The sequence below is a fragment of the Arsenophonus endosymbiont of Crataerina pallida genome (assembly GCF_964020125.1).
Classification (GTDB): Bacteria; Pseudomonadota; Gammaproteobacteria; order Enterobacterales; family Enterobacteriaceae; genus Arsenophonus; species Arsenophonus nilaparvatae.
This window is the reverse complement of sequence record NZ_OZ026540.1, coordinates 2649469-2662160: the sequence shown is the minus strand read 5'-3', so window position 1 is coordinate 2662160 and position 12692 is coordinate 2649469. Positions and strand designations below refer to the sequence as shown.

Annotated in this window: 12 protein-coding genes and 1 other RNA gene; 10 read left to right on the top strand and 3 right to left on the bottom strand. The window is 35.7% G+C overall.

All coding sequences use genetic code 11. The features are described 5' to 3' along the window. Nucleotides 1-76: 76 nt before the first annotated feature. The 4 genes from rpiA to AACL31_RS14330 all read left to right on the top strand — a co-directional run bounded on the left by rpiA (nt 77) and on the right by AACL31_RS14330 (nt 4047). Nucleotides 77-742, top strand: a complete 666-nt coding sequence (gene rpiA, locus AACL31_RS14345; RefSeq protein WP_310511614.1) for a ribose-5-phosphate isomerase RpiA — start codon at nt 77-79, stop codon at nt 740-742. A 290-nt stretch (nt 743-1032) separates the two neighbouring features. After that, on the top strand, nt 1033-2274 hold the full coding sequence (gene serA, locus AACL31_RS14340; protein WP_310511615.1) for a phosphoglycerate dehydrogenase: 1242 nt from the start codon (nt 1033-1035) through the stop codon (nt 2272-2274). Between the two features lie 292 nt (nt 2275-2566). Continuing rightward, the gene (locus AACL31_RS14335) at nt 2567-3310 is read left to right on the top strand and encodes a hypothetical protein (protein WP_310511616.1); all 744 of its coding nucleotides are present in this window, start codon (nt 2567-2569) and stop codon (nt 3308-3310) included. 11 nt (nt 3311-3321) lie between these two features. Next, on the top strand, nt 3322-4047 hold the full coding sequence (locus AACL31_RS14330) for a hypothetical protein (RefSeq protein WP_310511617.1): 726 nt from the start codon (nt 3322-3324) through the stop codon (nt 4045-4047). Between the two features lie 55 nt (nt 4048-4102). On the opposite strand, the gene AACL31_RS14325 is transcribed toward AACL31_RS14330, so the two are convergent. The 3 genes from AACL31_RS14325 to zapA form a co-directional block, all read right to left on the bottom strand. Beyond that, complete coding sequence (locus AACL31_RS14325) at nt 4103-4693, bottom strand: 5-formyltetrahydrofolate cyclo-ligase (RefSeq protein ID WP_310511618.1); 591 nt, start codon at nt 4691-4693, stop codon at nt 4103-4105. Between the two features lie 131 nt (nt 4694-4824). After that, a non-coding RNA gene (ssrS, locus tag AACL31_RS14320) (6S RNA) lies at nt 4825-5026 on the bottom strand. Nucleotides 5027-5122: 96 nt separating this feature from the next. Then, nucleotides 5123-5452: a cell division protein ZapA gene (gene zapA, locus AACL31_RS14315; protein WP_032115267.1), complete on the bottom strand. Its 330-nt coding sequence runs from the start codon at nt 5450-5452 to the stop codon at nt 5123-5125. Nucleotides 5453-5635: 183 nt separating this feature from the next. Here zapA and AACL31_RS14310 point away from each other — a divergent pair, with 183 nt between their 5' ends. The 6 genes from AACL31_RS14310 to AACL31_RS14285 all read left to right on the top strand — a co-directional run bounded on the left by AACL31_RS14310 (nt 5636) and on the right by AACL31_RS14285 (nt 12389). Next, a complete protein-coding gene (locus AACL31_RS14310) occupies nt 5636-6211 on the top strand; it encodes a YecA family protein (protein WP_310511619.1) in 576 nt (191 codons plus the stop codon). Nucleotides 6212-6262: 51 nt separating this feature from the next. Then, entirely contained in the window at nt 6263-7573 is a 1311-nt protein-coding gene (pepP, locus tag AACL31_RS14305) for a Xaa-Pro aminopeptidase (protein ID WP_310511620.1), read from the top strand. A 17-nt stretch (nt 7574-7590) separates the two neighbouring features. Beyond that, the gene (gene ubiH, locus AACL31_RS14300; protein WP_310511621.1) at nt 7591-8769 is read left to right on the top strand and encodes a 2-octaprenyl-6-methoxyphenyl hydroxylase; all 1179 of its coding nucleotides are present in this window, start codon (nt 7591-7593) and stop codon (nt 8767-8769) included. Nucleotides 8770-8794: 25 nt separating this feature from the next. Further along, on the top strand, nt 8795-10030 hold the full coding sequence (gene ubiI, locus AACL31_RS14295) for an FAD-dependent 2-octaprenylphenol hydroxylase (protein ID WP_310511622.1): 1236 nt from the start codon (nt 8795-8797) through the stop codon (nt 10028-10030). A gap of 211 nt (nt 10031-10241) precedes the next feature. Beyond that, entirely contained in the window at nt 10242-11342 is a 1101-nt protein-coding gene (gcvT, locus tag AACL31_RS14290) for a glycine cleavage system aminomethyltransferase GcvT (RefSeq protein ID WP_310511623.1), read from the top strand. Nucleotides 11343-11696: 354 nt separating this feature from the next. After that, a complete protein-coding gene (locus tag AACL31_RS14285) occupies nt 11697-12389 on the top strand; it encodes a hypothetical protein (RefSeq protein WP_310511624.1) in 693 nt (230 codons plus the stop codon). Nucleotides 12390-12692: the final 303 nt, after the last annotated feature.

Sequence of the window (12692 nt, the reverse complement as noted above, 5' to 3'; positions counted from 1 at the left end):
ATCGATAGCCGGGGAAATTTCGTTATACTAATTAATTAGTAGGTTTTAGCAATAAAAAATAATAAGGCAACTAATTATGACACAGGATGAATTAAAAAAAATGGTCGGCTGGGCTGCTTTGGAATATATCAAACCAGATATGGTGGTTGGTGTTGGAACAGGCTCTACCGTTGCGCATTTTATTGATGGCTTAGCGACACAAAAGCATTTAATTAAAGGTGCAGTCTCAAGTTCGGTTGCTTCTACAGACAAATTAACCGCGTTAGCCATTCCTATTCTTGATAGTAATGATGTGGATGGTGTTGATATTTATATTGATGGTGCTGATGAATTTAATCCAGATCTAATGATGATCAAAGGGGGTGGCGCTGCCTTGACGCGTGAAAAAGTCATCGCTGCTATGGCTAAGCAATTTATCGCTATAGCTGATAAATCTAAGCAAGTTGATATTTTAGGTAAATTTCCATTACCTGTTGAAGTGATTCCGATGGCGCGCGCTTATGTCGCTCGTCAATTGGTAAGGTTAGGAGGCATGCCAGAATATCGGCAAAATGTGGTTACTGATAATGGCAATGTCATTCTTGATGTTCACAATTTAGAGATCCTAGATCCGATAGAGCTTGAAAATAAAATTAATGCGATTGCCGGCGTAGTAACGGTAGGGTTATTTGCCAATCGCCCAGCAGATATTATTTTGCTGGCAACACCAGCTGGAGTAAAAAAATTAACGGCTAAAAGCTAATTATTTGGTGGTTTTTAAAGTGCTGACCGGCTATTAAGGTAGTACTTATTGCCTGGATTAAATTTATATTTTTTTACTCTCAAATTTAGTGAGTTATATCATAATAATTGATTTAGTATGATAAAAATCTTATTTTTGCCTCTTTAATTTCCTTTTTGTTCGTTATAGCGTTTTAGTTGAGATTTATTTCGTTGCTTGGGTAAATGATAGTATTGCTACTGGGAAAATTTTTGTTATGTTTGTATGACAAAATAGGTGATAGCCGTAATCTTAATGATAGGATGGGGTAAATGGTTAATGTATCTTTACAAAAACAGAAAATTAAATTTTTGCTTTTAGAGGGTGTGCATCAAAGTGCAATTAATAATCTGCGGGCAGCAGGCTATGACAATATTGAATATCATGAAGGTGCATTATCAACAGAAGAATTAATCGCAGTGATCCCTGATGTCCACTTTATCGGTATTCGTTCCCGTACCTATCTTAGCGAACAGGTTTTAGCCGTGGCTGAAAAATTGATTGCAGTCGGTTGCTTTTGCATTGGCACCAATCAAGTTGATATTCAAGCTGCGGCTAAGCGGGGCATTCCAGTTTTTAATGCGCCATTTTCCAATACACGCTCTGTGGCAGAAATGGTACTTGGCGAATTACTATTGCTTTTACGTCGTATTCCAGAAGCGAGCATGAAAGCCCATCGTGGAATATGGAATATACAAGCCAAAGGAAGCTATGAAGCACGAGGTAAGAAATTAGGTATCATTGGTTATGGTCATATTGGTACTCAATTAGGTATCTTAGCTGAAAATATTGGAATGAATGTTTATTTCTATGATATTGAAAATAAGTTACCGCTAGGTAATGCTTGCCAAGTTCCTACTATGACCGAATTACTCAATATGAGTGATGTTGTTAGCTTACATGTTCCTGAAACAGCGAGTACTAAGAATATGTTTGGCAAAGAACAACTAACCTTGATGAAACCCGGCGCGATTTTGATCAATGCCTCACGTGGTAGCGTAGTTGATATCCCGGCCTTAGCTGAGGCGTTGAAAAGTCAGCATATCTCAGGTGCTGCAATTGATGTATTTCCTAAAGAACCAGCCAGTAATGGTGATCCTTTCAGCTCACCGTTAATAGGTTTTGATAATGTTATTTTAACCCCTCATATTGGTGGCTCAACGCAAGAAGCACAGGAAAATATTGGTTCTGAAGTGGCTAATAAGTTAGCAAAATATTCTGATAATGGTTCTACTTTATCGGCGGTCAATTTCCCTGAAGTTTCATTACCTATCCATACTGATGATACTAATCGTTTATTGCATATTCATCAAAATCGTCCGGGTATGTTAAATCGTATTAATCAGATCTTTATGGAAGACGAGATTAATATAGCGGCACAATATTTGCAAACCACCGGCAATATTGGTTATGTTGTGATTGATATTACATCGCAACCGGCAACGACGGCAAAAAGTTTATTACAAAAATTAAAATCTTTACCTGGTACGATCCGGACACGCCTTCTTTATTAAATTAATAAATTTTACTAATTTACTTTTTTTCAATAGATTGCCCGTTAAGGCGGGCTGATTTTTATTTATTGTGTATTAACATGTCTATTTGACTAGAGATGAATATTTCTATAATTAATAACTTACTTATTAATTAATATATTTAATTTAACATATTTTATTTGTGAATATAAAATGCAACCAATTTATTCTATTTTATAAAAAAAGCACTTATTATTGATTTTATTGTAATTTAAATTCATTTAAGGTTTTATTTAGTTAACTAGGCAACGGATACCGTAAGGAAGTTATTATGTCAATTAATGGAATGAAAAGGCCAGATATTATTTTTTGTCAAACTAAACATATTTTTGAGGATTTTAATCAAAATATAGCACTCTTAAAAGAAAAGTATTTAAAATTAGATTTAACCGATAAGCGCTTTCAAATTGATGAAGGAATATGTTACGGCTTGTCTTTAATGTACATGTGCCAGTTTGCTCAGGGTGGCTACGCGCAAGGTGATAAATTCTTAGAATCAATTAAAGAATTAAATCAATTAAGCAATTTAGAAATAACTAGTAATATGGATGATTACGAAAAAATCATTATTGAAGCTAAAAAACGGCATGCTAATGCCAAAATTAATGATTTACTGAATGAAGCAATTTATTTACATAATTTTATTAATAAATATGCTCTACTTTATGCAACAAATCTAGTTAAGTTAAGGCAAGTTATTAATGAGAATAATAAAGATATTATGCAGGTATGCAGAGGTAATAAGCATTTTGTTGAGAGAAAAGATGTTAATTATTTTATTGATAAATTTTATGCAGAAAGTATTAATCAAAATATTGAGTTGATTCAATTTAAATGGCATAGAGATATTTATGTAGAATGGAAACGTATTTGTACAGAAGAAAATATTTTTTCTATACAAGATATTTTGATCAAATTTAATCAGGCAAAAGCAAATATCATCAATTCATATTCAAAGGATATTGAATTTTTTCTTTCTAATTATAATATTGGCTATGAAAGTATAATGGAATAGAACGTTATTGTTTGCTAGAGACTTCTTCTCAATCTTTTGTTGATATATTGAATAGATTCCGACCTAATTGTGATGGTATTTATTTAAATATTGGCTTAAATACTCATTCAGTGATGCTAACAATTGAGAATGATAAGGATCATAAGCCAGTTTTTACTGTATTCGATTCAAATGTAGGAGTTTATCATTTTACCGATAAACAAAAATTAATGGAGTTTTTTAATCAACTTGCTGCTATCTATGCGGTGGAAAAACAAGCAGATGGAAACTTCACTTTTGCCATGGGAAGTTTTATTAAAAAGAGCCAGATTACTCATCATCAAAATGAGCAGAAAGAAAAACAGTTAAATCGTTTTTTGGTTAATGATAATGAAATTTCGATTATTGCATTAGCTAAACTGACTAATAGTCAACAAAAAATAAAAATTGATGAGAAAATATCATTAAAATTTATTACCATGGATGAAAAAACACAAACAACTCAGTTAGAAATTATTAACCATAAAAAAAACTATAATAAAAAAATTAAATTAACTATCGATAGCCTATCTGCGGATGAAATAAAGCATTTTATCCAACAACATAAACAAGATTTAGATAAATATCAGGGTAAACGAATATATTTAAATAAACGCAACGGCCATTATGATGTTTATCGTAATTCTTATCAGCATAATATTGCTATGCTGCAACAAAATATTGTTAAGGGAAAGAAACATTTAATAACAACTATTTGACCATAAGATCAATTGCTGATTTTAATATAACTCTGGTTAATCCCGGTTAAATTGTTTACCAACGCCATCTTTTTGATGGTGTAATTATTTCTGGTAATGGGATATCCCATGGTGCGGTAGGAATTTTATTAACCAATTGGCAGTCATGCGCCAATCCAATCGGATAAAAGTGTTTTTTAGGCCAATTGGCAAGCAACCTATCATAAAATCCGCCGCCCATACCTAATCGTTGTCCTTGTTTATCAAATGCGACTAGTGGCACGAACAGAATATCTAACTGTGCTATTGGCATAACATCCATAACATTAAGTGCTGGTTCAGCAATATGAAAGCGATTTTTTATCAGTTGAGTAACAGGGCGGTAGTGTAAAAACAGCAGTTGATGGCGATTGAAGGGATGCAAAACAGGTAGATAAACTTTTTTGTTTTGTGTCCAAAGTTTTTTAATTAATGGATGAGTATTGATTTCACCATCAAATGAAAGAAATAACGCCAAATGGGAGGCAGATCGGATAAGCTCGTGTTCTAACACCAGGTGAGTTATTTTATCTGCTGCGCTATTTTGTTGTTCGCATGTTAATTGTCGACGATATTGGCGAACTGTTTGCCGGATAATTTTCTGTCGTTTGACTAGATTATTAGACATAAAATTGGGAATTATTAATTTGGCAGCAATAAAATAATACGGTTCTTTATAATTGTATCATTCAGCTTTTATTGACTGAAGCATAGTATATTTGAATGGTAACATTGTGAGTATAACAGTATAGCTCATTGAGGACCTCCAAGATGCCGTTGCGGGCTGTAACCCTTGAACCCGGGGTTCAAGGTGAACGTAGTATCGTTAACTTTAGGCTTCCTGGTGGCTAGGCTTTCCCTAGCTGACCAGGCATGCACATCATAAACAGATAGCCACATTCTAAGTGATTTGAAATATCGGCTCAGGGGACTGACCCGCTGACGAGCATCTCAGAGAATTCTAAACTATATCTTAGTATCTATTGTATGAAAGTAAATACAGAAAGCAACCTATTCTTACTCTATTTTGGTACCAATGTTGTTTTATTCATCGGTTTTATTCTAACGGAGTAATTGTTCGTCCAGTAATGCGCGCTTGCTCTTGCAATGCCTGTTCGATCGTATGTTGCAATACACGGATTTTTTGTTCCATATTATCAGTGTAATCCTGAGTTTTGATTTTTTCTTGCGCAAGTTCATGACAAATGTTTAAAGCGACGATAAAAATAAGTTGCTCGGTATTTGTGACACCAGTTCGATTTTTTAGATCTTTTAGCCGTTGCTCAAGCTCAGCCGCAGACGATTTTAAGGCATTTTGTTGTTCTTTGGGGCAATTAACCCTTAATGTTCGTCCTAAAATTTGAATATCAACAGGTTGTGTAGACATTATACCTTCCTGATTATGTGGGGAGACGAAATAGACAAGTAATATTTCGCTGCCCATAATTCTATTGATGCTATCAGAATAATTATGAGTAATATATGTGCAATTTGTGCACTTATCTAGTATAGCGACCGTCCTTGATGGTAGCATATTACATATCAATATTATTAACGTAACTGAGCAGACATGCCAATACAGAAATCTTTACCTAATTATCAAACTCTTGAGCTACTATTGCAACAACAGAATGTTGCTTTAACAGCTGCAGAAATGCACGGCTTAATTACGGGCCTAATTTGTGGCGGTAATCACGATTATAACTGGAAAAAGTCAATTTATGAACTAACCAATAACGGATTAGCTTTTTCACAGATATTAACTAATCTACTCCGTGAGCTTTATGACTTTACATTTGCATCTTTAGATAATAATGATTTCATTTTTAATTTGTTGTTACCTGAAAATGATAAGGTGTCTGAGCGAGCTGATGCCTTAGCCGGTTGGGTCAACCATTTTTTATTAGGCTTGGGTGTTACGCAACCTAAGTTGATGGAAAAAAAAGAATTAAAAGAAATTGTTACGGATTTACGCAATATTGGTATGTTGGGTTATGACAAAAATGACGATCAAAATGAGTTAGAACAGGCTTTGGAAGAGATCATTGAGTATGTTAAGGTCGCAGTTCAGCTCTGTTTTATTGCCTTTATGGAGGTAAAAGATCGGCGAATGAAAGCAAAAAACGATAAACCAACATTACATTGATAGGCATAATATTCTAACCTATTTTGTTGTTAATCGCTTGCGGGAGAAGGCATGACTCAACAACCATTTATATCTCGTCGCCATAAGTTATTAAAAAAAATGGCACCTGCCAGCGCGGCTATTTTTTTTGCCGCTCCATCTGCTTTGCGAAATGCAGATTGTGAATATCCCTATCGGCAACACAGTGATTTTCTCTATTTAACTGGTTTTAGTGAACCTGAAGCAGCGTTAGTTATTATTAAATATAATGAAACCTCTAGTGAGAGCATACTATTTAATCGTGTGCGTGATCAGGCGATGGAAACCTGGTTTGGTCGTCGCTTAGGCCAGCAAGCGGCGATTGCAAAACTGGGCGTGGATCGGGCATTACCGTTTGCTGAAATTGATCAACAACTTTATCAATTATTAAATGGTTTAGTCGTTATTTATCATGCGCAAGGTGAATTTGCTTATGCGGATCAGATTGTTGGTGCAGCACTTAATCGGTTAAGGCAAGGTAGTCGGCAAAAATTAAAAGCTCCATCTACTCAAATTGATTGGCGGCCAATGCTGCACGAAATGCGATTATTTAAATCACCTGAAGAACTTACTCTAATGCGTGAAGCTAGCAAAATTTCTGCTGATGCACACCTTAGAGCAATGCAAACCTGCCAGCCTGATATGTATGAATATCAGCTGGCTGCAGAAATTGAACATCAGTTTGCCAGTCAAGGCGCAAAATCGCCTGCTTATACAACCATTGTCGGCAGTGGGCAAAATGCATGTATTTTGCATTACACCGAAAATGATGCCGTGATGAAGGCAGGGGATTTAGTTTTGGTTGATGCCGGTGCAGAATATCAAGGTTATGCCAGTGATATTACGCGTACCTTTCCAGTCAATGGTAAATTCAGCCCACCGCAGCGTGAAATTTATGACATTGTATTGATGGCACTAAATAGCGCTTTAACCTTATATCGGCCTGGGGTCACTATTCATCAAGTGATGGCGGCGGTGATAAAGATTAAGATCGAAGGTTTAATTAAGTTGGGTCTTTTGCAAGGTGAGCTAGATAAACTGATCGAAAGTAAAGCTCACTTGCCTTTTTTTATGCATGGTTTAAGTCACTGGTTAGGGCTTGATGTCCATGATGTTGGTGACTATGGAAACAATCGCGATCGTCCGTTAGAGACGGGTATGGTATTGACCGTTGAACCGGGGCTTTATATTGCACCGGATGCTAATGTGCCTGAAGCTTATCGAGGAATTGGTATCCGTATTGAAGATGATATTGTGATCACTGAAGAGGGTAATGAAAACCTGACAGCGGCTGTTATTAAAGATCCTGATGAGATAGAAGCACTGATGGCAGCAGCAAAGTAGGCAGGGGATTAGAAACGATGAAAGTAATTATTGTTGGCGGTGGTATGACAGGTGCGTCATTAGCACTTGCTATTTCGGCCTTCAGTCAGGGAAAGGTTCAAGTTTCATTAATTGAAGCAAGGTTACCTAATAAGGCACATCCTGGTTTTGATGCCAGAACAATTGCATTGGCTTATGGCACTTGCCAACAGTTTAATCAAATTGGTGTCTGGCATGGATTAAAAAAGTATGTGACGCCAATTACTAATATTCATGTTTCTGACTATGGCCATGCTGGCGCGGTAAATATGTATGCCAAAGATTATTCCCTTCCTGCACTTGGTTATGTTGTTGAATTGCAGGATGCAGGAAATTACTTATTTGAGCAGCTTAAAAAAGCGCCGGGTGTTGAATTATATTGTCCTGATGAAGTTATTGCTGTTGAGCGCACAATTGAGCATGTATCAGTCAAATTAACGAGTGGTAAAGTATTAACCGGGCAATTATTAGTTGCTGCTGATGGCAGCGATTCCATGATAGGTAAAATCAGTCAAATTGAATGGCAGCGCGAGTCATACCAACAATGTGCAATTATTGCTAATATTTTAACTAGCCAAGTACCACAGGGTCAAGCCTTCGAGCGTTTTACCCAATATGGTCCGTTGGCAATGTTACCTATGTCTAAAGGGCGTAGTTCATTAGTTTGGTGTCACCCATTGGAAAACCAGCAGTCTATTATGCAGTGGAGTGATGACCAATTTATGACAGAATTACAAAAATGGTTTGGCTGGCGGTTAGGTGAAATTAAGGCCGTTAGTGAGCGTTACTGTTTTCCATTGTTACTTTCGCAAGCGAAAAGATTGATTAGCCATCGATTGGTTTTAGTTGGCAATGCAGCACAAACTTTACATCCTATTGCTGGTCAGGGGTTTAATCTCGGTATGCGTGATGTCATGATCCTTGCCAATATAATTAGTGAAGTTGCCAATCATGGTGGTGATATGGGAGCTAACTCGGTTCTTATGCAGTATCAAATGCAGCGTCATGATGATCGACAAAGCACCATAAAGTTAACCGATAACCTGGTTCATTTATTTTCCAATAATCATCTAATTTGTGCTATCGGCCGTAATGTTGGATTAATGGCAATGGAAACACTACCACTTATGCGTGACATTTTAGCCCACCAAGCAATGGGACGATCGTTTCATCTCTAGCTATTTAAGAAGGAATATTTTCACTATGCAATCGTTTGATGTGGTTATTGTGGGTGGTGGTATGGTTGGCCTTGCTCTGGCTTGTGGATTACGGGGTTGCGGGATGAGGATTGCTGTTATTGAAAATTCTCCTGTGCAACATCAATTTGATCCGCAACAAGCGCCTTCACTCAGAGTGTCTGCTATCAATGCAGCAAGCCAAAAATTACTTGATTATTTAGGTGTTTGGCAAACCATCGTGCAAAAACGAGTTGGTAGTTATCAGCAAATGGAGGTTTGGCAGCAGGATAGTTTTGGTCATATTCACTTTGATGCCAAGCAGCATTATTTACCTGGTCTCGGATATATCATTGAAAATTCGATTATTCGTGGATCATTATGGCAACAGGCTCAATCAAGCAAAGATATTACTTTATTAACAGACAATAGATTGCAAAAAGTTGTTTGGGGCGAGAATGAAGTATTTATGACTTTTGATAATGAGCAAATGTTGACGGCAAGGTTGGTAGTTGGTGCTGATGGTGCTAAATCATGGTTAAGGGAAAAAGCGGATATTCCGCTTAGCTTCTGGGATTATGAACATACGGCATTGGTAGCCACCATTCGAACTGAGATGCCCCATATGCTAACTGCTCGTCAATCTTTTCATAACGATAGCATTTTAGCTTTTTTACCGCTACAGGATCCTCATCTTTGCTCAATTGTTTGGTCATTACCGGCAATGCAAGCGAATAGACGCTTGAATTTAGAGGTTTCTGCATTTGAAAAAGAGTTAAGTGTAGCTTTAGATATGCGCCTCGGTTTTTGTCAGTTAATTAGTGAACGTCAGATTTTTCCACTTATTGGCCAGTATGCGCGAAATTTTGCCGGTCAACGTATTGCTTTTTTAGGTGATGCTGCTCACACGATACATCCTTTAGCAGGTCAAGGGGTAAATTTAGGTTTTATGGATGTTGCAGAGTTGATTGGACAATTATGGCGTTTGAATAGCGCAGGTAAAGATATTGGGCAGTATTTTTACTTACAAAGTTATGAACGTAAACGTAAACATAGTGCTGTACTGATGTTGGCTAGTATGCAAGGGCTCCGGCAATTATTTGATGGCAATAATCCAGTCAAAAAAATGGTTTGTGATGTTGGATTACTGTTGGCTAATACACTACCAGGCATAAAACCAAAATTGTTAAGCTATGCGTTAGGAGCACATGATATGCCTGAATGGTTAGCAAAAGTCACGACAAATTCCTCAGAAATAGTGTAACTTATCGGTGCATTACTTTTAATCTATCGTTTTACAAGGAATAACACTGCTGGTTTGAAATAGCTGTTTTAATTAATTTAATTTAGCAATTTGGGTTATTATTTTTACTACTGTAGTTCTCTGTTTTTCAGCTTAAAGTTTTACTCTACTAATAGGTACTTTGATTTAACAATTTAATTTGTCTATACCTATTAATGAGGAAAATAGAACAATGACGATAAAACAGACTTCATTATATCAGCAGCATTTAGCATGTAATGCAACCATGATCGATTTTCATGGCTGGCTGATGCCATTGCATTACGGTTCTCAAATTGATGAACACCATGCTGTTCGCACAGCAGCTGGCGTGTTTGATATTTCTTATTTAACAATTATTGATCTGCATGGTGAACTGTGCCGAGATTTTTTACGTTATTTATTAGCCAATGATGTAGCAAAACTGAAGGAGCCTGGTGAAGCGCTCTATACGGGTATGTTAAATGCATCGGGAGGCGTGATCGATGATTTAGTTGTCTACTATTTTGATGATGATTACTATCGCTTAATTGCTAATTCTGCCACTCGGCAGAAAGATTTAGCTTGGATCAATCAACATATAGAAAATTACCTAATTGATGTGCAGGTACGTGATGATCTGGCATTCATTGCTATACAGGGCCCAGATGCACAACTCAAAGTACAATCTCTGCTTAATGACCAGCAGAAAACTGCGGTTATGGATATGCCACTCTTCTATGGTAAACAAATTGATGACTGGTTTATTACTACTGTAGGTTATACCGGCGAATTAGGTTATGAGATAGCACTGCCGAAAGAGCAGGCTGTCAAACTTTGGCAAAAATTAATTGATTTAGATATTAAGCCGGCGGGATTGGCGGCACGTGATACCCTTCGTCTGGAAGCAGGAATGAATTTTTATGGACAAGAAATGAGTGAACTGGTGTCACCACTAGCTGCTAATATGGAATGGACAATAGCCTGGCAGCCGGAAGAGCGCTATTTTATCGGACGAGATGCGCTAGAGAGACAACGGCAGGTAGGCACAGAAAAATTAGTTGGTTTAGTGATGCGTGATAGGAGAATATTGCAAGCTGATTTACCGGTTCGTTTTACTGATACAGCAGGTAAGTTATGTGAAGGGATCATTACCAGTGGCACATTTTCGCCTACGTTGGGGTTAAGTATAGCTTTAGCACGAGTACCATTGAATATTGGCATGCAAGCGGTTGTGCAAATAAAAAAACATCAAATGCCAGTTCAGGTTGTAAAACCCAGCTTTGTGCGTTATGGCAAAACATTAATTAACTAAAGTTATTTTATTGTATTTTTACGTTTGTTTTATTAAAAATTGGCTAATTAAAAATAATAAAATGGCAACCAACATAATTGACTAAATACTATTTTAATCAGTTATTTTTATTCAATAAATCCATATATAATTAATGACAATTGTTATTGATTTCAATGTTATTATCCGTGATAAAATGTAAATTAAAATAAACAACAAAATAAAATATGATGTTGGTGATCAGCATATCGAGTTTTTATAGCAATTATATGGTAATTATTTTATTTAAATTTTATTTTTTTGTTAGATTGTTTTTATAAGTTTAAAATAAATATTATTGATATTAAATTTTTCATTATTAAATATGGAGTGTTTATGAATGAAATAAATATGGAAGAGCAATATAAAAAACTAATTGATTGGATTAAATCATTAAGACCAGCACCGACATTATCAAATCAAGTTTATGACAGTGATTCAAAACTTACATTATCCACAGGAGATATCATTGGCGCTTATCAAGATAAAGATTTAGTGGTTGCTCAACAACTTAATGAAATGAATAGAGACGGGAAGTCGACGGATATTACGGCTGAAAAATTAGCAGAATCGCCAGCCAATGGTCTTGCTATTATAAGTACCATAGCGATGGGTGGCATTGGCTATGATCCGCAAAAACCTAGCATGTCAGGTAATGCTGAGGCATATATGGCTTATGCGGAGGAAATGAAAAAAAATGTGCTAATGATGGTGGAGGAAGATAAGTTAATTGATCTTAGTTATCGAGAAGAGAACTATAATGATCTCATTGATAAGATTGTAAATATATATGATAGTATTACTGGTGTTGATAAGAATAAAATTAAAAATTCTGTTACTCAGTTAGCTAAAGCCGCATTATCTTATTCTGAACAAAAAAATACCAGTATATTATTTTCCCAAGGTGTTATCGCATCAGCAAGTAAAGATGATGTGAAATTTTATATAAACTCTTCGCATATTTTATTTGAAAGACAAACTGGTAATACTAAAAGTCAGCCTACCGATAAATATGTTTCCCGCATATAAATAAAAAATATTTTGCTAAAAATGCATACTTTTATTTATGATAAGAAAATTGCTGAAATTCTACTTGATACGACCAGAAGTGATTTAGAAGAATGGATAAAAAAAATGAAAACTAAAGCAAAAAATAAAAAAGAAAGTATGAACTATTATTTTGATGAGAAATAATAACTATTACCTATTATTTTATTTATTGCTTAAGAATAAAAGTTAATTATTATTGAGTATCTACATTAAAATATAAAAGGATATTTTATGGGAATATTTAAAGATAAAAACTTATATTCAATTTTGAATGGATCATAT

Coding starts and splice junctions, on each gene's coding strand:
- AACL31_RS14335 (WP_310511616.1), top strand. CDS start 2,567: ATGTCAATTAATGGAATGAAAAGGCCAGATATTATTTTTTGTCAAACT.
- serA (WP_310511615.1), top strand. CDS start 1,033: ATGGTTAATGTATCTTTACAAAAACAGAAAATTAAATTTTTGCTTTTA.
- rpiA (WP_310511614.1), top strand. CDS start 77: ATGACACAGGATGAATTAAAAAAAATGGTCGGCTGGGCTGCTTTGGAA.
- gcvT (WP_310511623.1), top strand. CDS start 10,242: ATGACGATAAAACAGACTTCATTATATCAGCAGCATTTAGCATGTAAT.
- ubiH (WP_310511621.1), top strand. CDS start 7,591: ATGAAAGTAATTATTGTTGGCGGTGGTATGACAGGTGCGTCATTAGCA.
- zapA (WP_032115267.1), bottom strand. CDS start 5,452: ATGTCTACACAACCTGTTGATATTCAAATTTTAGGACGAACATTAAGG.
- AACL31_RS14325 (WP_310511618.1), bottom strand. CDS start 4,693: ATGTCTAATAATCTAGTCAAACGACAGAAAATTATCCGGCAAACAGTT.
- ubiI (WP_310511622.1), top strand. CDS start 8,795: ATGCAATCGTTTGATGTGGTTATTGTGGGTGGTGGTATGGTTGGCCTT.
- pepP (WP_310511620.1), top strand. CDS start 6,263: ATGACTCAACAACCATTTATATCTCGTCGCCATAAGTTATTAAAAAAA.
- AACL31_RS14310 (WP_310511619.1), top strand. CDS start 5,636: ATGCCAATACAGAAATCTTTACCTAATTATCAAACTCTTGAGCTACTA.
- AACL31_RS14285 (WP_310511624.1), top strand. CDS start 11,697: ATGAATGAAATAAATATGGAAGAGCAATATAAAAAACTAATTGATTGG.